This is a genomic window from Curtobacterium sp. MCBA15_005, from assembly GCF_001864855.1.
In the GTDB taxonomy this organism is placed as follows: Bacteria; Actinomycetota; Actinomycetes; order Actinomycetales; family Microbacteriaceae; genus Curtobacterium; species Curtobacterium flaccumfaciens.
In genome coordinates this window covers 27,211-47,146 of sequence record NZ_MJGL01000005.1, presented here as the reverse complement: position 1 = coordinate 47,146, position 19,936 = coordinate 27,211, and the positions used below count along the sequence as shown (strand labels likewise).

The window sequence follows — 19,936 nt, the reverse complement described above, 5'->3', positions numbered from 1 at the left end:
CGCGGCCGCGCGGTGCGCGGGGCGCGGGCGCGCTTCGCCCCGTTGCGCTTCGCCCCGCTGCGCTTCGTGAGCAGAAATGGTCGGGTGCCCAGCGGCGACCCGACCATTTCTGCTCACGATGTGCGCGCTCGCGCGGTGCGCGCTCGCGCGGTGCGCGCTCGCGCGGTGCGCGCTCGCGCGGTGCGCGCTCGCGCGCTACGCGCTGCGGCGCACCCGGATGATGCGGAAGCCCTTGGCCGTCGACTCGCGGGTGACCGCGAACCCCTCGCCGAGCGCCCCGACGAGCCACTTCTGCAGCGAGTCGCCCCCGAGGTCCTTCGACACGACGAGCCAGGCGTCGCCCCCGACCTCGAGCCGGGGCAGCCACGTCAGCAGGATCTGGTGCAGCTCGTCCTTGCCGACACGGATCGGCGGGTTCGACCAGATCGTGCGGAAGCGCAGGTCGGCCGGGACGTCGTCGGGCAGCGCGATCGTGACGTTCGACGACCCGGCAGCAGCCGCGTTGGCGCGCGCGAGCCCGAGCACCCGCTCGTTGACGTCGACGCCCCACACGTGGGCGTCGGGGGACTGCAGGGCCATGGTGATCGCGATCGGGCCCCAGCCGCAGCCGATGTCGAGCAGGGCACCGTCGGCAGCCGGTGCCGGCACCGAACCGAGCAGGACCTTCGTGCCGCGGTCGACGCCGTCGGGGCTGAAGACCCCAGCCGCGGTCGACAGGGTGAGGGGCTGACCGGCGAGCGTGACGTGCACCTGGCGCGGCCGGAGTTCGCTCTCGGGGGTGGCCGAGAAGTAGTGGTCGTTCGCCATGGATGAACCGTACCGGCAACCGAGTGTGTCGGAGGGCCTGCGGAGGTAGCCTGTGCACAGGATGACGGATACCCATCAGCAGAACCACCAGACCAACGACGACAGCGCAGACGGTGTCGTCGAGAGGGTGTTGCGCAACGCAGACCACCGCGCAGCATCGTCCATCTTCGCACCCGCTCAGGCCATCCAGACGCAGTCGGTCGACGACCGCAGCTGGACCGGCGACGGCGACCAGTACGACCGTGAGGACCGTGCGGCGCTGCGCCGTGTCGCCGGCCTCTCCACCGAACTCGAGGATGTCACCGAGGTCGAGTACCGCCAGCTGCGGCTCGAGCAGGTCGTCCTCATCGGCGTGTACCCCCAGGGCGACGCCTCGGACGCCGAGAACTCCCTCCGCGAGCTCGCGGCACTCGCCGAGACCGCGGGCGCCGTGGTGCTCGACGGGCTCCTGCAGCGTCGGCCGAACCCGGACCCGGCAACCTACCTGGGCAAGGGCAAAGCCCAGGAGCTCGCGATGGTCGTCAAGGCCACCGGCGCCGACACGGTGATCGCCGACACCGAACTCGCACCCTCGCAGCGTCGTGCGCTCGAGGACGTCGTGAAGGTCAAGGTGATCGACCGCACGGCCGTGATCCTCGACATCTTCAGCCAGCACGCGAAGACCCGCGAGGGCAAGGCGCAGGTCGAACTCGCCCAGCTGCAGTACCTGCTGCCGCGACTGCGCGGTTGGGGTGACTCGATGTCCCGGCAGGCCGGTGGCCAGGTCTCCGGAGGCGCTGGCATGGGCTCTCGTGGCCCCGGTGAGACGAAGATGGAGCTCGACCGCCGCAAGATCCACACGCGGATGGCGAAGCTCCGCCGGCAGATCGCCGGGTTCACCCCGGCCCGTGAGGCCAAGCGTGCCGAGCGCAACCGCAACGAGGTGCCGAGCGTCGCGATCGCGGGCTACACCAACGCCGGCAAGTCGTCCCTGCTCAACCGGCTGACGAGCGCGGGCGTGCTGGTGCAGAACCAGCTGTTCGCGACGCTGGACGCCACCGTCCGTCGGACCGAGAGCGCCAAGGGCCGGGAGTTCACGTTCGTCGACACGGTCGGCTTCGTACGCAACCTGCCGCACCAGCTCGTCGAGGCCTTCCGCTCCACCCTCGAAGAGGTCGGCGACGCCGACGTCATCGTGCATGTGGTCGACGGCTCGCACCCCGACCCCGGGGCGCAGCTGTCCACCGTGCGCGAGGTCATCGGCGACGTCGGTGCGGGTGACATCCCGGAGATCGTCGTCTTCAACAAGGCCGACCTGATCGACGACGCGCAGCGTCTGGTGCTCATCGGACTCGTGCCGGACGCGGTGTTCGTGTCGGCGCGCACCGGCGAGGGCATCCCGGAGCTCCTCAGCGTCATCGAGGATCGCCTGCCCGAGCCCGACGTCGACCTGACGATCGTGGTGCCGTACGACCGCGGCGACCTGGTGTCGTCGCTGCACGACACCGGTTCGGTCGAGTCCGTCGACTACGTCGAGGACGGCACGCGCCTGCGGGTGCGCGTCTTCCAGCGGCAGGTCGCCGAGCTCGAGCCCTACGTGGTCACGCCGGTCCCGACGGTCTGACGCTCGGCTCCGGCGGGCGCTGGAGAGCGCTGCCGCGCGGCCTGGAGGCCCGTCACGGGTCTGCCGGACGCCGTCGCGTCACCGAGACGCCCCGGAACACACGAAACGCCGCCGAATCCGGCGGCGTTTCGTCGTGCTGGGGGCGTCGTACGAGGGGTTTCGTGCACTGACGACGGCGTCTTGCGCCGGTGCAGCGCGGGTCGCGGGCCGTGGTCAGAGGGAGCGGAGGACCGCGACGACCTTGCCGAGGACCGAGGCCGCGTCGCCGAGGATCGGCTCGAAGGCGGAGTTGCGCGGCAGCAGCCACGTGTGACCGTCGCGCTGGCGGAAGACCTTGACCGTCGCCTCTTCGTCGAGCATGGCCGCGACGATGTCACCGTTCTCGGCGGTCTGCTGCGACCGGACGACGACCCAGTCACCGTCGCAGATCGCGGCGTCGATCATCGACTCACCGACGACCTTGAGCATGAAGAGCTCGCCGGTGCCGACGAGCTGTCGGGGGAGCGGGATGATCTCGTCGACGTGCTGCTCGGCGGTGATCGGGACACCGGCGGCGATCCGGCCGACGAGCGGCACGAGCGTGGTGGCGTCGATGTCCGGGCCGCCGACGTCGGACGACGGCTCGTCGACCAGGACCTCGAGCGCGCGCGGACGGTTCGGGTCGCGGCGGATCCAGCCACCGAGCTCGAGCTGGCCGAGCTGGTGGGAGACGCTGGAGAGCGAGGAGAGCCCGGCGGCGTCGCCGATCTCGCGCATGCTCGGCGGGTAGCCCCGTGAGGCGATCGACGCACGGATCGCGTCGAAGATCGCCTGCTGCTTCGGCGTCAGCGGCTTCTGGCCCCGCAGTTCGTCCACCACGTCGTCTCGCTTTCGTCGGTGCCGGTCTGGCCGCGGCGGGAATGTCGGTGGTCCCCGTCAGGCTTGTCCCAGTCGATCGAAACAGTATCCGACCAGCCATGGTCGGACAAACACCTGTTCGAGCGTGTCGCAAGAAAACCCCGCAGAAATCCCCTCCCAGGACTTGTGCGCCGTCTGATTCGAAACTATGTTCGGTACACGACTTCGGTTCCACCGAACGGGAAGGCAAGAACGACATGAGCACCATCGCCATCGCTGACATCCAGCGCACCGCGGCGCCCGCCGTGCGTACCCGCCTGCGTCTGACGCGTCGCGGCCGCATCGTCTTCACGACGCTCGCCGCGCTCCCGCTCCTCATCGTCGTCGCGCTCGGCGTGCTGAACGGTGGACAGGCCTCCGCCGGTGACGCCACCGCCGGCGGCGCCCGCACTCAGTTCGAGACCGTGACGATCCAGCCGGGCGAGACGCTCTGGCAGCTGGCCGAGCAGACGGCCCCCGACTCGGACCCGCGTGACTTCGTGCAGGACGTCGTGAGCCTCAACGCGCTCGACGGCTCCGCGCTGCAGGCGGGCGAAGAGATCGCCATCCCCATCAAGTACACCGACGGCGAGTAGCCACTCGGGCAGCGCCGTCCGGACGGCTGGTCGTCGCACGGTGACAGCGGCCTACGATGGATCGGTGGCATTCACGCTCGAAGACCTCCCGATCCGAGACGACCTGCGCGGGCAGAGCCCCTACGGCGCCCCGCAGAAGCACGTCCGTGTGCAGCTCAACGTCAACGAGAACACGCATCCCGTTCCGGACGACGTCGCTGCCGACATCGTCGAGTCGATCCGGCAGGCCCTGCTGACGGTCAACCGGTACCCGGACCGCGAGTTCACCGAGCTCCGGCAGTCACTTGCCGACTACCTCGGGCACGACCTGACCGCCGAGCAGCTCTGGGCGGCGAACGGGTCCAACGAGGTGTTGCAGCAGCTCCTCCAGGCGTTCGGTGGGCCCGGTCGCTCGGTGCTCGGGTTCCCGCCCACCTACTCGATGCACTCGATCCTCGCGTCGGGCACCGGCACCACGTGGATCCCGGCCCAGCGGGACGACGAGTTCCGCATCTCGCCCGAGACCGTCGTGGCGGCCATCCGTGCGCACCAGCCGGACATCGTGTTCCTGTGCGGGCCGAACAACCCGACGGGCACCCCGCTCGACATCGAGACGATCGCGGCCGCCTACGACGCGACCGACGGCATCGTGATGGTGGACGAGGCGTACGCCGAGTTCATGCCGTCCGACGCTCCGAGCGCGCTCACGCTGCTGCCCGGTCGTGAGCGCCTCGTGGTCTCCCGCACCATGAGCAAGGCGTTCGCTTTCGCCGGTGCCCGGGTCGGGTACATGGCCGCGCACCCCGCCGTCGTCGACGCCGTCCGGCTGGTCCGGCTGCCGTACCACCTGTCCGCGCTGACCCAGGCGGCGGCGATCGCGGCACTCCGGCACGCCCCCGAGATGCTGGCGATGGTCGACGACATCAAGGGGCAGCGCGACCGCATGGTCACCGAGCTCCAGGCCATGGGGTACCGCACCTACGAGACCTGGTCGAACTTCGTCCTGTTCGGTGGTGTCGCCGACCCGAACGCCGCGTTCGAGGCGCTGCTCGAGCGTGACGTCATCGTGCGTGACCTCGGGATCCCGAACCACCTGCGGGTGAGTGCGGGGACCGAGGCCGAGACGACCGCGTTCCTCGACGCCATGCGGCAGGTCGCCGCCGAGCAGCCGCCGGTTAGGGTTGAGGCATGACCGCCCGCACCGCCTCGATCAGCCGTTCGACGAGCGAATCGAGTGTCGAACTCGAGCTCGACCTGGACGGCACCGGGACCTCGTCGATCTCGACCTCCGTCCCGTTCTTCGACCACATGCTGACCGCGTTCAGCAAGCACTCCCTGATCGACCTGCGCGTGCGCTCGACGGGCGACACCGACATCGACGTGCACCACACGGTCGAGGACACCGGCATCGTGCTCGGACAGGCGATCAAGCAGGCCCTCGGCGACCGCTCCGGCATCGGCCGGTACGGCGACGCCCTCGTGCCGCTCGACGAAGCGCTGGCCCAGGCCGTCGTCGACGTCTCCGGGCGCCCGTTCCTGGTGCACTCCGGCGAACCCGCGGGCTTCGAGTTCCACCGCATCGGCGGCCACTTCACCGGCTCGATGGTCCGCCACGTGTTCGAGGCGATCACGTTCAACGCCGGCATCACCGTCCACGTCCGCGTGCTCGAGGGCCGCGACCCCCACCACATCGCCGAAGCCGAGTTCAAGGCGTTCGCCCGAGCCATGCGCAAGGCGGTCGAACTGGACCCGCGCGTCGACGGCATCCCCTCGACGAAGGGCGCCCTGTGACCGCCGCCAAGCCGAACGTCGTCGTCCTCGACTACGGGTCGGGCAACGTCCACTCCGCCGCCAAGGCGCTCGAGCGCGCCGGGGCCGAGGTCACCCTGACCTCGGACAAGCAGGCGGCGCTCAAGGCCGACGGCCTGCTCGTCCCCGGTGTCGGGGCGTTCGCCGCCGTGATCGACCAGCTCGAGGGCGTGCAGGGCGGCGAGATCGTCGACCACCGTCTGGCCGGCGGGCGACCCGTGCTCGGCATCTGCGTCGGCATGCAGGTCCTGTTCTCGCGGGGCATCGAGCGTGGTGCCGACGTCGAAGGGCTCGGCCAGTGGCCCGGCACCGTGCAGGAGATCCAGGCCGAGGTGCTGCCGCACATGGGCTGGAACACCGTGCAGGCCCCCGAGGGCTCCGTGCTGTTCGACGGGCTGCACGACGAACGCTTCTACTTCGTGCACTCCTACGGGGTGACCGACTTCCCGCTCGAGGCGTACGGGCCGTTCCGTGCGCCCCGTCTGACGTGGGCCGAGCACGGGCAGCCGTTCATCGCCGCGGTCGAGAACGGACCGCTCACCGCCACGCAGTTCCACCCCGAGAAGTCCGGCGAGCCGGGCATCCGCCTGCTCTCCAACTGGGTGCGTTCGCTCTGAACCCGGCCATTGCCGGGCGCGACGGCCGTGCCGGACGCGCACCGGGCCTCCCGGCCGTCCGCAGCCCCTTCTCCACCGCAACGAAACCGACAGGACCATGACCGACCTCACCGACACCCCGCCCCTCGTCCTGCTGCCGGCGGTCGACGTCGTCGACGGACAGGCCGTGCGACTCACCCAGGGCGAGGCGGGGAGCGAGACCGGCTACGGCGACCCCGTCGCCGCTGCCCGGACCTGGCGTGACCAGGGTGCCGAGTGGATCCACCTCGTCGACCTCGATGCGGCCTTCGGCCGTGGCGACAACCGCCGGGTGATCGCGCACGCCGTCCGCGAGGTCGAGGGCGTCTCCGTCGAGCTGTCCGGTGGCATCCGCGACGACGCCTCGCTCGAAGCGGCACTGGCGACCGGTGCGGCGCGCGTGAACCTCGGCACCGCGGCGCTCGAGAACCCGGACTGGGCCGCCCGTGTGATCGGTGAGTACGGCGAGCAGATCGCCGTCGGGCTGGACGTCCGCGGCACCACGCTGTCGAGCCGTGGGTGGACCGAGGACGCCGGTGACCTGTGGGAGGTGCTCGACCGGCTGGAAGCCGCCGGGTGCGCCCGCTACGTGGTGACCGACGTCACCAAGGACGGCACGCTGCAGGGGCCGAACGTCGAACTGCTCCGCCAGGTGTGCGACCGGACCGACCAGCCCGTGGTGGCCTCGGGCGGGATCTCCACGCTCGACGACCTCCGTGCGCTCCGCGAACTCGTGCCGTACGGGCTCGAGGGCGCGATCATCGGCAAGGCGCTGTACTCCGGGGCGTTCACGCTGCCTGCCGCACTCGACATCGCCTCCGAGTAACGCCGTGGCGGGCATCTCGAACGGCCGTGGCACCGGGCCCGACGCCGACGACGCGCACACCCCCGGCGGGGCCGCGGACTCGGCGGGCTTCTCGTGGGAAGGCCGCACGTTCGACCACCACGACACCGCGTTCGCCGAGGACGACGGACTCGCCGACCCCGCGGTGGTCGCCGCGATCGGTGCGCTCGCCGACGGTGCCTCCCAGGCAGCGGTCGTCGAGGCGCTCCGCGCCGCCCGCCTGCTCATCCCGCTCATCGCCGAGGCCGGCGACGTGGGGGAGACCGACGAGGGCAAGCTCGTCGACAAGACCCAGGAACTCTCGATCGTGACGGTCGCAGGTCCGGACGGTCGCAGCGTCATGCCGGCGTTCACCTCGGTCGACGCCATGCACGCGTGGGACCCGGACGCGCGCCCGGTGCCGGTGGAGTCCCGCCGCGTGGCGATGGCTGCGGCGAGCGAGGACACCCAGCTCGTCGTGCTCGACCCGAAGTCGCCGACCGAGTTCGTGCTGCGTCGTCCGGCGGTGTGGGCGCTCGGGCAGGACCTGCCGTGGGCGCCGTGCTTCGAGGACCCCGACGTGGCCCGCGCCTTCGCCGCCTCGGTCGAGGATGAGTCCAGCGTCGCCCGTGTCGAACTCGCGCCGGGTGACCCGGTCGGCCGGTTCGCCGGGCCGGAGCTGACGGTGGGCCTGGCACTGCACCCGGGGCTCGACCGAGAGCAGGTCGGCGAGCTCGTCGGTCGGCTGCAGCAGCGGTGGTCAACGGACCCCGTGATCGCCGAGCGGGTCGACAGCATGCGCGTCGCCCTGCGCGCTGCCTGACGAGCAGCAGCAACAGCGCAGCAGCAGCGCCCGTGGCCGGGCTGCCGGCCAGCAGCGCTACGGTCCCGCGGCGGTGCGACCCGGCCCAGCCCGAGGTCGCCGGTACGATGACGGGGTGAGCCCGAACCCGACGACCAACCCCACCGGCGCGACCACCCACGGTCCGACGGGGCGTCCCGTCCGGGACTTCCCCGTGCCCGAGGAGCTCGACAGCACCGGACCCGCCCGCATCATCGCGCTCTGCAACCAGAAGGGCGGCGTCGGCAAGACCACGACGGCCATCAACCTGGGCGCCGCGCTCGCCGAGTACGGCCGCAAGGTCCTGGCCGTCGACTTCGACCCGCAGGGCGCGCTGTCCGCCGGCCTCGGGGTCCGGACCCACGACATCCACACCGTGTACGACCTGCTGATGGGTGCCGTGAAGGACCCGAACCAGGTCATCCAGCCGACGAACACCCCCGGCCTCGACGTCATCCCGGCGAACATCGACCTGTCCGCGGCCGAGGTGCACCTGGTCAACGAGGTCGCCCGCGAGCAGATCCTGGCGAGCGTGCTGCGCAAGGTCGCGAACGACTACGACGTGATCCTGGTCGACTGCCAGCCGTCGCTCGGCCTGCTCACCGTGAACGCCCTGACCGCGGCGCACGGCGTGCTCATCCCGCTCGAGTGCGAGTTCTTCGCGCTCCGCGGTGTCGCCCTGCTCATCGAGACGATCGACAAGGTGCGCGACCGCCTCAACCCGGCGCTCAAGCTCGACGGCATCCTGGCGACCATGTACGACTCGCGCACGCTGCACTCGCGCGAGGTCATGGAGCGGGTCGTCGACACCTTCGACGACCGCGTGCTCGACACCGTCATCGGCCGCACCGTGAAGTTCCCGGACGCCACGGTGTCCGCACGCCCGATCACGCAGACCGCGCCGGACCACCCTGCCGCCCACGCCTACCGGCAGCTCGCACGAGAGCTCGTCCAGCGTGGCGCCGTCGCCTGACGCGGGGTTCCGGGTCCGGCTCGCCAACTTCGACGGACCGTTCGACCTCCTGCTGTCGCTCATCACGAAGCACGAGCTCGACATCACCGAGGTGTCGCTCGGTGCCGTGACGGGGGAGTTCATCCAGTACGTCCGGCAGGCCGAGTCCGCCGACGAGCTCGACGAGGCCAGCGAGTTCCTGGTCGTCGCGGCGACCCTGCTCGACCTGAAGATCGTCGGGCTGTTGCCCCAGGGCGAGCTCGTGGACGCCGAGGACGTCGCCCTGCTCGAGGCTCGCGACCTGCTGTTCGCCCGACTGCTGCAGTACCGGGCGTTCAAGCAGGCCGCCGACTGGTTCGGGGAGCGCTGGGGCGTCGAGTCGCGCCGGCACGTCCGCAGCGTCCGGCTCGAGGAGCGGTTCCGTGCGCGGACGCCGGAGCTCGTCTGGACCCTGTCGGTGCAGGACTTCGCAGCACTGGCCGCGCTGGCCTTCGCCCCACGGGAGATCCCGACCGTCGGCCTCGACCACCTGCACGCCCCGCTCATCAGCATCCGCGAACAGGCCGCGATCGTCGTCTCGATCCTCCGCACCCGTGATGGTGAGGGCGTCTCGTTCCGTGAACTGGTCGCGGGCGTCGACCAGACGGGTATCGTGGTGGCTCGCTTCCTCGCGATCCTCGAGCTGTACCGGAACGCGTCGATCTCGTTCGAGCAGCTCGAGCCGCTCGGGGAGCTGACACTGCGGTGGACCGCCGAGGACTGGTCCGACGAGAGCCTCGCGAACCTGGGAGCCGACTATGACGGATGACGTGCACGACACGTCCAGCGCCGAACCCGGCGGCGCCGACGAGATGGCCGACGCCCGCGCGATCGAGCACGAGATCCACGAGCGCACCGCATCGCAGGCCCACCCGACCATCCCCATCGACCGCCAGCTCGAGGCCATCCTGATGATCGCCGACCAGCCGCAGTCGCTCGTCGCCCTCGGCGCTGCCGTCGGGTCGCCCGTCCCCGCCGTCCGCCAGGCGATCGACCGCCTGGTCGCCGACTTCGACGGCGTCGACGGTACGATCCGCCGCGGCTTCGAGCTCCGCGAGGTCGGTGGCGGCTGGCGCTTCTACGTCCGCGCCGACCTGGACCCCGTGGTCGAGCAGTTCGTCGAGGCCGAGCGCCCCTCGCGGCTGTCGCAGGCTGCACTCGAGACCCTGGCGGTCGTCGCCTACAAGCAGCCGATCACCCGCTCGCAGATCGCTGCGATCCGCGCCGTCAACGTCGACGGCGTCGTCCGAACCCTGGTGGCACGCGGCCTCATCGAGGAGTCGTTCACCGACGCCGAGACCGGCGCCATCAACTACGTCACGTCCGACCTGCTCCTGCAGCAGCTCGGCATCAACTCGCTCGACGAGCTGCCGCTCATCTCGCCCCTCCTGGACGACGGTGCGGACGGCTTCGAGCAGAACGAAGGGATCCCCGATGGCAGGGTTTGACGACCGGGGGCGCGGCGCGCCCCGAGACCGAGACGACCGCAACGGACGCTCAGGAGGCCCGGATCGCTCCGGCCGCCCGGCCGGCGGACGCGGCGGGGCCGGTTCCAGTGCCGGTGGCCGCTCCGGCGGGTACGGTCGCGACGACCGCGGGGGCGCACGCCCGCCGCGTGACGACGACCGCCGTGGCGGGTACCCGTCGCGTGACGACCGTGGCGGCGACCGCGGCGGGTACCGCGGGGCTTCGGCTCCGCGTGACGACCGTGGTGGCTACCGGGGTCGTGACGACCGTTCCGGTGGCGGAGACCGTGGTGGCTACCGGGGTGCCTCCGCTCCGCGTGACGACCGTGGTGGCTACCGGGGCCGTGACGACCGAGGGGCTTCTGCGCCGCGCGACGACCGCGGTGGCGACCGTGGTGGCTACCGCGGCAACTCGGCTCCGCGTGACGACCGTGGCGGGTACCGCGGCCGTGACGACCGTGGGGCTTCGGCTCCGCGTGACGACCGTGGTGGCTACCGCGGCAACTCGGCTCCGCGCGACGACCGTGGCGGCTACCGGGGCCGCGACGACCGCGGGACCTCCGCACCGCGCGACGACCGTGGTGGGTACCGCGGCCGTGACGACCGTGGTGCTCCTGCCCCGCGCGAGGACCGTGGCGGCTACCGGGGTCGCGACGACCGTTCCGGTGGCGGCGACCGTGGTGGCTACCGCGGCAACTCCGCTCCGCGCGACGACCGTGGTGGGTACCGCGGCCGTGACGACCGCAGCTCGGCCCCGCGCGATGACCGTGGTGGCTACCGGGGCCGTGACGACCGCAGCTCCGCCCCGCGCGACGACCGTGGTGGCTACCGGGGCCGTGACGACCGCAGCTCCGCCCCGCGCGACGACCGTGGTGGGTACCGCGGCCGTGACGACCGTGGCAGCTCCGCGCCACGTGATGACCGCCGCACCCCGGACGGCCAGCAGAGCCGCGTCTGGCACAACGGCCGCCGCTACGTCGGCGGCACCACGAGTGTCCGCAACAGCGACCGCACCACGCCGAAGCCGAGCGGGCAGCGCGACGACCGGGGCAACCCGGCCGAGGGCACGCCCGAACGGCCGATCATCGAGGACTGGGACGCGGCGGACGGAACGGCGCCTGCCGGGGCCGAGCCGGGCCTCCAGGCAGAGGGTGAGCGCCTGCAGAAGGTGATCGCCGCTGCCGGCGTGGCATCCCGCCGGGTCGCGGAGAACCTGATCGTCGAGGGCCGCGTGACGGTCAACGGCGAGGTCGTGGACGCCCTCGGGCGTCGCGTCGACCCCGAGAAGGACGCGATCAGCGTCGACGGCGTGCCGGTGCAGATCGACTCGTCGCGGCGCTACATCGTGCTGAACAAGCCGACCGGTGTCGTCTCGAGCCTGCAGGACGAGCGCGGTCGCCGCGACCTGACCGAGTTCGTGGACCGCTACGAGGAGCGCCTGTTCAACGTCGGCCGTCTCGACACCGAGACGTCCGGGCTGCTCGTCCTGACGAACGACGGCGACCTGGCACACGTGCTGGCGCACCCGTCGTTCGGCGTGCAGAAGACGTACATCGCGAAGGTCCACGGCAACGTGAACCCCGCCGTGGTGCAGCGCCTGACCGAGGGCGTCGAGCTCGAGGACGGTCCGATCAAGGCCGACAAGGTGCGGTTGCTCGAGTCCTCGCGGGGTGAGTCGCTCGTCGAGATCACCCTGCACTCCGGCCGCAACCGCATCGTCCGTCGCATGCTCGAGGCCGTCGACCACCCGGTCCTCGAACTCGTCCGCCGGTCGTTCGGACCGCTGCACCTGGGCAGCCTGCCGCCCGGCAAGATGCGCGAGCTCGGCACGGTCGAGGTGGGCAAGCTGCTCAGCACCGTCCGTGACGCGAAGCCGTCCGCTCGTGACGACCGCGACGTCGCCCTCGACCAGGACGACGACGAGTACGAGGACGAGTCGGCGGACTGACCGAACCCGACGCACGGGCATCGACCGATGCCCGAGCCTCGATCGGTAGGCTTGCCCGGTGACCGACGTGACCCCGACCGACATCGACCGCCGTCTGCGCGGCCCGGTCCGGGTCGTCGGTGCCGGGTTGCTCGGCGCCTCGATCGGTCTCGCCCTGCGCGAGAAGGGTGTGGACGTCGTCCTCGACGACGTCTCGCCCGCCGCGCTGGCGCTCGCCGTGGACTACGGCGCCGGGCGTCGACCGGCTGCCGGCGACCAGCCGGAGCTCGTCGTCGTCGCGGTACCGCCGGACGTCGTCGCGACGGTGGTGGAGCGCGAGCTCGCCGCCCACCCCGACGCCGTGGTGACCGACGTCGCCAGCGTGAAGTCCGGGCCGCTCGCCGCCCTGGTGGCGGCCGGCGCGGACGTCTCCCGCTACATCGGGTCGCACCCGATGGCCGGACGCGAGCGCAGCGGACCGACCGCCGCCCGCGCCGACCTGTTCGTCGGTCGCCCGTGGGTGATCGCCGGGCACGACGGCATCACGTACCAGCGTGCCGCGGTGGTCGAGGACCTCGCGCTCGACGTCGGCGCCACCGTCGTGCCGATGGACCCGGAGTCGCACGACCTCGCCGTCGCGTACGTCTCGCACGCGCCGCAGCTCGTGTCGACGCTGATGGCCTCGCGCCTGCGGGACGCCCCCGACGGGTCGCTCGGCCTGGCCGGCGGCGGTGTGCGCGACGTCACCCGGATCGCTGCGAGCGACCCGGGGCTCTGGGTGCAGATCATCGGGGCGAACGCCGGGCACATCCGGCCGGTGCTCACCGACCTGCGCGACGACCTGTCCCGCGTGATCGACGCGCTCGGCGACCCAGACGGTGCCGGATCGCCGCGCACCATCGCCGAGACGATCGCCGACGGCAACCGCGGGGTCGAACGGCTCCCCGGCAAGCACGGCACCACCAAGCGCTTCGCCCAGGTGGTCGTCCTGGTCGACGACACCCCCGGGCAGATCGCCGCACTCCTGACGTTCATCGGGGAGATCGGCATCAACCTCGAGGACATGCGCCTCGAGCACTCACCGGGCGCACAGATCGGCATCGTCGAGGTGTCGGTGCTGCCCGAGCAGGAACAGCGACTCGTCGAGGAACTCGAGGGGCGCGGATGGAGGATCGCAGCAGCATGGGCCTGAACGACGACACGAACGACTCCGGCGTGATCAGTGGACGCGCTCCCGCCGGTGGGACCGACGGACCCGACTCCGGCCTGCCGACGCCGACTCCTGGCGACGGGGCACGCGGCGGTGCTGAGGGTGGCCCCCTCGGTGGCCCGGCCGGCGGCCTCGGCGAACCCGGCGGGGAGCCCGGTTCGACCAGCGCCCCGATGCCATCCGGCCTGGCCGACGGCGCCTACGTGGCGAAGATCGTCATCGCGGTCGACGGCCCCGCCGGCAGCGGCAAGTCGAGCGTCTCCCGTGCGGCGGCCCGCGCCCTGGGCTACGGCTACCAAGACACCGGCGCCGCCTACCGTGCACTCGCGTGGCACGCCCTGCAGCAGCGGGTCGACCTCGACGACGCCGCGGCGATCCTCGCGAGCTGGGACACCTTCGACTACGCCATCGGCACCGACCCCGACGACTACTACGTCAAGGTGGGGGAGACCGACGTGACCGAGGCCATCCGCACCCCCGACGTCACCGGCGCGGTCGCCCACATCGCGAAGCTCCCGGACGTCCGGAAGCGCCTGGTCCAGCTGTTCCGGAACGTGATGCGGAAGACCGACGCCCCGGGCATCATCACCGAGGGCCGGGACATCACCACGGTCGTCGCACCCGATGCCGAGGTCCGGATCCTGCTGACGGCCGACGAGTCCGTTAGAATGGCCCGACGCTCGGCAGAGGTCACGACCCAGTCGGCCGCCGAGACCTCCGCAGCACTCGCTCGTCGCGACGCGGCGGACGCGAAGGTCGTCGACTTCATGAACGCCGCCGACGGCGTCACGACGCTCGACTCCACCGACCTCGACTTCGACCAGACCGTGCAGGCGGTCGTCGACCTGGCCCGCGCGGCCACGCACTGACGCAGACCGGACCGCCTCGGCGGGCCGATCACGCACTGACGCAGACCGGACCGCCTCGGCGGGACGGTCCACCACGGCCGGACCCCCGGCCCGGCCGGCAACGGCCACCGACACCGCGGCCCCGGCCGCTCGCGAGGAACCCAAGATGGCTCAGCTGGACAACCCGGACAACGACGACTTCCCCCAGTACGACGACGCCCTCGGCGAGCGGCTCGCCGGACTCGACGAGGCCGAGGCCGAGCAGCGCGCGACCGCGCTCCGCGCCGGACTCGAGGAGTACGACCTCGAGGACGAAGACCTCGCGCTGCTCGAGGCCGGTCAGGTCGGCGAGGACGGCGTCCACTACCTGCCCGCCTACCCGGTGCTCGCGATCGTCGGCCGCCCGAACGTCGGCAAGTCCGCGCTCGTGAACCGCATCCTCGGTCGTCGTGAGGCCGTCGTGCAGGACGTCCCCGGCGTCACCCGCGACCGTGTCAGCTACAAGGCAGACTGGAACGACAAGCGCTTCACGCTCGTCGACACCGGCGGCTGGGAGCCCGGCGCCGAGGGCATCAACGCCTCGGTCGCCGCACAGGCCGAGGTCGCGATCGACCTCGCCGACGCCGTGCTGTTCGTCGTGGACGTCACGGTCGGGATCACCGCCACCGACGAGCACGTCGTCAAGATGCTCCGCGGCACCGACCGCCCCGTCATCGTCGTCGCGAACAAGGCCGACGACGAGCGCCGTGAACTCGACGCCTACGAACTCTGGAACCTGGGGCTCGGCGAGCCGCACCCGGTGTCGGCCCTGCACGGCCGTGGCGTCGCGGACCTGCTCGACCTGATCATCAAGACGCTGCCTGACACCTCGGCCGTCGCCAAGCAGGAGGTCGGCGGCCCCCGCCGCGTGGCCATCCTCGGCCGCCCGAACGTCGGCAAGAGCTCGCTGCTCAACAAGGCCGCCGGTGAAGAGCGGGTCGTCGTGAACGACATCGCCGGCACCACCCGCGACCCGGTGGACGAGCAGATCGAGCTCGGCGGCAAGGTGTGGCGCTTCGTCGACACCGCCGGCATCCGCAAGCGCGTCCACATGCAGCAGGGCGCCGACTTCTACGCGTCGCTCCGCACCACCGCCGCGCTCGAGAAGGCCGAGGTCGCCGTCGTCGTCCTCGACGTCACCGAGCCGGTGTCCGTGCAGGACCTCCGCATCATCGACCTCGTCCTCGAGTCCGGCCGTGCCCTCGTGCTGGCCTACAACAAGTGGGACCTGCTCGACGACGAGCGACGCCGTTACCTGGAGCGTGAGATCGAGCAGGACCTGGCGCACGTCGCCTGGGCCCCGCGCGTGAACATCTCGGCCCGTACCGGCCGCCACCTCGAGAAGCTCGTGCCGGCGCTCGAGACCGCCCTCGAGTCGTGGGACACCCGCATCCCGACCGGTAAGGTCAACGCCTTCATCGCCGAGCTCGTGCAGGAACACCCCCACCCCGTGCGCGGCGGCAAGCAGCCCCGCATCCTGTTCGGGACCCAGGCGTCGAGCCAGCCGCCGACCTTCGTGCTCTTCACGTCGGCGTTCCTCGACCCGCAGTACCGACGCTTCATCACGCGTCGCCTCCGCGAGGTCTGGGGCTTCTCCGGCACGCCGATCAACGTCAACATGCGGGTGCGCGAGCGCCGGAAGCGCTGAGCCGTCCCACCCGTCACGCAGAGCGCGCCCCGATCCGTCGGGGCGCGTTCTGCGTTCGTGCTCGGCCTGGAGGCCCGGAGCCGGTCCGTCGCGCCGGTGCGGCATCATGGGGGCGTGGGTACCGGGCCGTGGGCAGCGGACCGACGTCGACTCGCCCTGGTGGGCGTCCTCGTCGGTGTGGTCGTCGTGGGTTCGGTGTCCCTCTGGACGATCTCGCACACGTCCGACGACGGCGACACGGTCACCCGTGCCGACCCCGTGCCCTCCGAGCCGGCGCAGTCGCCCGACGTCCGACTGCCGCCGTCCAACGGCCTCGAGGAACCGATCGAGCCCGAACCCGTCCGTCCGGTCGACGGCTCGCCCATCGACCCGTGGTGGCGCCGCGTCCCGCCGGTGTCCGGTGACATCGTCGGCATCGGGGCTGCGGCCTCCGGGCACGTCCGGATCGCCGCGAACACGAGTGACGAGACCCTCGCGGTGGAGATCGACCACCTGGAGACCGGCGGGGACGGCCCCGTCGACGTCGTGCTGTCCGCGGGGACGGTGCGCGGTGGTTCGAAGCCGGTGTGGACACCCGCCGGGGAGTCCTACGACCTGTTCCAGGCCGCCGGGGTCGAACAGGGACTGACCGTCGTGCTCAGCGATCCGTGGTCACTGCCCGACGAGGTCCGTTCCCTGGTCCTGCTCGACGCCGACACCGGCACCGTGCTGGGCGGCGCGGCACTCGTCCCGTCGGACTGAGCGCGGCGCGCTGGGGCCTTGCTGTGCCGACGCCGAACGACACTGTCGTGGTCGTCCGACGTCGACAGTGTCGTTCCACGTCGATGCTCGTGGCTGTGCCGCGTCCGCTGCCGCCGCCGGGATGGGGCACGATGTACTGGTGACGCAGCAGAACGACGGACTCGGTGTGCTCGCCGACCGCGTGTGGTGCCGTCTGCGGCTCGACCGGTTGGCCGGAGGCCGGCAGTCCGGGTACGTGATCCGCGAGGACATGCTCGGACACCCCGACACCGTCCGCTCGTTCCGGTGGATCCGGTGGCTGCTCGTCGCCGAGACCGTCGTCGGGCTCACCGCCATCGTGGTCGCCGTGCTGCTGACCCGCGCGGGGGAGTCCCTGTCGTGGGCGGTGTGGTTCCGGTCCACCGTGGTGCTGCTCATCACCCTGACGCTCTACGTGTTCGCCTGGCGGGCGCAGCTCGGGTACTACTGGGCGTACCAGCGGCTGCGGTTGTTCAGCCGGATCTTCCCGATCGTGACGCTGATCGTCGCGGCGATCCCCGGGCTCTACCCGTTCTGGATGGTCATCGAGCAGATCCTGTTCTCGGTGCTCATGGTCGGCATCGGCGACGTGCTGACGAGCGACCACATGCGGGCGACGTTCCCGAAGCCCGCGCGGCGTTAGGGCTCCGGCGGGCGGGTGCCGACGCCGAGCGACGATGTCGGTGTCGTACGACGTCGGTGGTGTCGCTTCTTGCGGGCGCGGGTTGTTGCGCACGCTCGGGAGCGACGATGTCGGTGTCGTACGACGTCGGTGGTGTCGTTCGGCGTCGGCGTCGACGCTCGCGCGGGCGGACCGGCACCGCGACAGAACACGCGTCGATCGACACGTGGACTGTCGCAGAACAGGTGCGGGGGCGGCGCGACCGGGCTACGCGACCGTGGCCAGGGCGAACGGCAGCACGGCGGCGGCCCCGGCACGCCGGAGCTCCCGGCCGGCCACGGTCATCGTCCACCGGCTGTCGACCAGGTCGTCGACGAGCAGCACCGGGCCCTCGTGCGCCTGCAGGGCTGCGGCGAGCGATGGATCGACCACGAAGGTGTCCCACACGCCGGACAGTCGGTAGGCGCTGTTCGTCGCACCGTCGCCACGAGGGGTCCCGCCGGCGCGGCCGAGCGTGCCGAGGAACTGCAGCCGCCCGATCGTGGACAGCGCCTGGGCGAGGGACCCCACGAGCTCGGGCCGCGACCGTGACGACATCGCCACGACACCGGTCGGCCGGGTCTCCCACGGCCAGTCCTTGAGCGCCCGGACACAGCCGTCGACGAGCTCGCGCGAGATCGGGGCATCGGGGGTGGACGTCGAGAACAGCGCACGCAGGGGACCGCCCCAGCCGAGGTCGGTCAGACGCGCCACCGCACGGCCGGGCTGCACGAGCTCGTCCGCGCCGATCTTGCCCCGCACCGAGACCCCGAGCGACGACATCCCCGAGGGCCACTGGGCACGCGGGGCGATCTCGACGCCGACCTTGTCGAGCGCGGCCGCTGCCCCGGACGAGTCGGTGTCGGACACGGCGGTCGGGAACCACGCCCCGGCGCAGTTGTCGCACCGGCCGCAGGGCTCGGCCGAGGGGTCGTCGAGGTCCTGCTGCAGCAGCTGCATGCGGCAGGCAGAGGTGGACTCGTAGTCGAGCATCGACGCTGCCTCGGCAGCGCGGGCCGCTGCGACCCGCTCGTACCGGGGTGCGTCGTACTCCCACGGCTGCCCGGTCGACACCCAGCCGCCGGTGACGCGTCGGACGGCGCCGTCGACGTCGAGCACCTTGAGCAGGAGTTCGAGGGTGGAACGCTTGATGTCGACCAGGCCCTCGAGCGCCACGGTCGACATCGCGGTGTCGGTGGACAGGGCGCCGAGCACGGCGGCGGCGCGGGCCTCGGTCGGCATCGAGGCGCTGGCGAAGTACTGCCAGATCTCGCGGTCCTCACGCCCGGGCAGGAGCAGGACGTCGGCGTTGTCGGTCGCGCGACCCGCACGACCGATCTGCTGGTAGTAGGCGACGGGCGACGAAGGAGCCCCGACGTGCACGACGAACCCGAGGTCGGGCTTGTCGAACCCCATGCCGAGCGCGCTCGTGGCGACCAGGGCCTTCAGCTCGTTGCCCTTGAGCTGCTGTTCGAGCTGTTCGCGCTCGTCGGTGTCGGTGCGCCCCGTGTAGGCCCGGACGGCGTACCCGTTGTCGCGCAGCAGCCGTGCGATGTCCTCGGCTGCCGAGACGGTGAGCGTGTAGATGATGCCGCTGCCGGGCAGGTCGCCGAGGTGCGCGAGGAGCCAGCCGAGCCGCTGCCGGGCATCGGGCAGCGTGAGCACGCCGAGGCGCAGGGACTTGCGAGCCAGGGACCCGCGGATGGTGAACACCGGGTCGGCCGGACCGGCGGTGAGCTGTTCGGCGACGTCCTCGACCACGCGCTCGTTCGCCGTCGCGGTGGTGGCCAGGACGGGGACGCCGTGGGGGAGCGACCGGATGAGCTCGGCCAGTCTGCGGTAGTCCGGCCGGAAGTCGTGGCCCCAGTCCGAGATGCAGTGTGCTTCGTCGACCACGAGCATGCCCATCCGGGCGATCAGGGTCGGCATCTGCTCGTCGCGGAACTTCGGGTTGTTCAGTCGCTCGGGGGAGACGAGGAGCACGTCGACCTCGTCACGGGCGAGGGCGGCCTGGGTCTCGCCCCACTCGTGGGCGTTCGCGGAGTTGATCGACACCGCGCGGACACCGGCCCGCGCGGCGGCGGCGACCTGGTCGCGCATCAGGGCGAGCAGCGGCGACACCAGGACGGTCGGGCCGCCTCCGCGTCGGCGCAGCAGCAGCGTCGCGAGGAAGTACACCGCGGACTTGCCCCACCCGGTGCGCTGCACGACCAGGGCTCGCTGCCGGTGCTCGACCAGCGCCGAGATGGCCTCGAGCTGTCCGGGGTGGGACACCGCGTCGGGGCGCCCGGTGAGCGCAGCGAGCGCCTGCTGCGCCTCGGCGGCGATGTCCGCAGAAGGCGAGACGACAGACGGAGCGGCGGAGGGGGTGTCCATGCCCCCATGCTGTCAGCACCGACCGACGAAACCCGACCCGCG

Annotated in this window: 19 protein-coding genes; 16 read left to right on the top strand and 3 right to left on the bottom strand. The window is 71.7% G+C overall.

The annotated features are described in order from the left end of the window. Nucleotides 1-195 precede the first annotated feature (195 nt). Entirely contained in the window at nt 196-807 is a 612-nt protein-coding gene (locus BIU89_RS05010) for a class I SAM-dependent methyltransferase (protein WP_071244994.1), read from the bottom strand. A 61-nt stretch (nt 808-868) separates the two neighbouring features. Here BIU89_RS05010 and hflX point away from each other — a divergent pair, with 61 nt between their 5' ends. Beyond that, the gene (gene hflX / locus BIU89_RS05005) at nt 869-2,410 is read left to right on the top strand and encodes a GTPase HflX (RefSeq protein WP_071244993.1); all 1,542 of its coding nucleotides are present in this window, start codon (nt 869-871) and stop codon (nt 2,408-2,410) included. 213 nt (nt 2,411-2,623) lie between these two features. Here hflX and lexA read toward each other — a convergent pair whose 3' ends face one another. After that, nucleotides 2,624-3,268 (bottom strand): transcriptional repressor LexA, encoded by a 645-nt coding sequence (gene lexA / locus BIU89_RS05000; protein ID WP_027464773.1) that lies wholly within the window; start codon nt 3,266-3,268, stop codon nt 2,624-2,626. Nucleotides 3,269-3,504: 236 nt separating this feature from the next. On the opposite strand from lexA, the gene BIU89_RS04995 reads away from it, so the two are divergent. The 15 genes from BIU89_RS04995 (at nt 3,505) to BIU89_RS04925 (ending at nt 17,500) form a co-directional block, all read left to right on the top strand. Then, nucleotides 3,505-3,882, top strand: coding sequence for a LysM peptidoglycan-binding domain-containing protein (locus BIU89_RS04995; RefSeq protein ID WP_071244992.1), 378 nt, complete (start codon nt 3,505-3,507; stop codon nt 3,880-3,882). A 64-nt stretch (nt 3,883-3,946) separates the two neighbouring features. After that, a complete protein-coding gene (locus BIU89_RS04990) occupies nt 3,947-5,053 on the top strand; it encodes a histidinol-phosphate transaminase (RefSeq protein ID WP_027464775.1) in 1,107 nt (368 codons plus the stop codon). Then, the gene (hisB, locus tag BIU89_RS04985; protein ID WP_027464776.1) at nt 5,050-5,652 is read left to right on the top strand and encodes an imidazoleglycerol-phosphate dehydratase HisB; all 603 of its coding nucleotides are present in this window, start codon (nt 5,050-5,052) and stop codon (nt 5,650-5,652) included. Before BIU89_RS04990 ends, hisB begins: the two co-directional genes overlap by 4 nt. Then, on the top strand, nt 5,649-6,287 hold the full coding sequence (gene hisH, locus BIU89_RS04980) for an imidazole glycerol phosphate synthase subunit HisH (RefSeq protein ID WP_071244991.1): 639 nt from the start codon (nt 5,649-5,651) through the stop codon (nt 6,285-6,287). Before hisB ends, hisH begins: the two co-directional genes overlap by 4 nt. A 97-nt stretch (nt 6,288-6,384) precedes the next feature. Next, entirely contained in the window at nt 6,385-7,131 is a 747-nt protein-coding gene (gene priA / locus BIU89_RS04975) for a bifunctional 1-(5-phosphoribosyl)-5-((5-phosphoribosylamino)methylideneamino)imidazole-4-carboxamide isomerase/phosphoribosylanthranilate isomerase PriA (RefSeq protein WP_017885902.1), read from the top strand. 4 nt (nt 7,132-7,135) lie between these two features. Further along, entirely contained in the window at nt 7,136-7,951 is an 816-nt protein-coding gene (locus BIU89_RS04970; protein ID WP_071244990.1) for an SseB family protein, read from the top strand. A gap of 115 nt (nt 7,952-8,066) precedes the next feature. Continuing rightward, the gene (locus BIU89_RS04965; RefSeq protein ID WP_017885900.1) at nt 8,067-8,942 is read left to right on the top strand and encodes a ParA family protein; all 876 of its coding nucleotides are present in this window, start codon (nt 8,067-8,069) and stop codon (nt 8,940-8,942) included. Next, on the top strand, nt 8,926-9,729 hold the full coding sequence (locus BIU89_RS04960; protein WP_171907825.1) for a segregation and condensation protein A: 804 nt from the start codon (nt 8,926-8,928) through the stop codon (nt 9,727-9,729). The genes BIU89_RS04965 and BIU89_RS04960 overlap by 17 nt, the downstream gene beginning before the upstream one ends. Then, a complete protein-coding gene (gene scpB / locus BIU89_RS04955; protein WP_027464780.1) occupies nt 9,719-10,408 on the top strand; it encodes an SMC-Scp complex subunit ScpB in 690 nt (229 codons plus the stop codon). Before BIU89_RS04960 ends, scpB begins: the two co-directional genes overlap by 11 nt. Before the next feature lie 1,177 nt (nt 10,409-11,585). Next, complete coding sequence (locus BIU89_RS18870; protein WP_231495626.1) at nt 11,586-12,374, top strand: pseudouridine synthase; 789 nt, start codon at nt 11,586-11,588, stop codon at nt 12,372-12,374. A 58-nt stretch (nt 12,375-12,432) separates the two neighbouring features. Continuing rightward, complete coding sequence (locus tag BIU89_RS04945; protein ID WP_051596539.1) at nt 12,433-13,545, top strand: prephenate dehydrogenase; 1,113 nt, start codon at nt 12,433-12,435, stop codon at nt 13,543-13,545. A gap of 191 nt (nt 13,546-13,736) precedes the next feature. Further along, a complete protein-coding gene (cmk, locus tag BIU89_RS04940; protein WP_051596569.1) occupies nt 13,737-14,432 on the top strand; it encodes a (d)CMP kinase in 696 nt (231 codons plus the stop codon). Nucleotides 14,433-14,577: 145 nt separating this feature from the next. Next, entirely contained in the window at nt 14,578-16,098 is a 1,521-nt protein-coding gene (der, locus tag BIU89_RS04935; RefSeq protein WP_027464783.1) for a ribosome biogenesis GTPase Der, read from the top strand. Between the two features lie 114 nt (nt 16,099-16,212). Beyond that, nucleotides 16,213-16,839 (top strand): hypothetical protein, encoded by a 627-nt coding sequence (locus BIU89_RS04930; protein WP_139178800.1) that lies wholly within the window; start codon nt 16,213-16,215, stop codon nt 16,837-16,839. Nucleotides 16,840-16,978: 139 nt separating this feature from the next. After that, nucleotides 16,979-17,500, top strand: coding sequence for a hypothetical protein (locus BIU89_RS04925; protein ID WP_071244988.1), 522 nt, complete (start codon nt 16,979-16,981; stop codon nt 17,498-17,500). 246 nt (nt 17,501-17,746) lie between these two features. On the opposite strand, the gene BIU89_RS04920 is transcribed toward BIU89_RS04925, so the two are convergent. Continuing rightward, complete coding sequence (locus tag BIU89_RS04920; protein ID WP_071244987.1) at nt 17,747-19,894, bottom strand: RecQ family ATP-dependent DNA helicase; 2,148 nt, start codon at nt 19,892-19,894, stop codon at nt 17,747-17,749. Between the last annotated feature and the right edge of the window lie 42 nt (nt 19,895-19,936).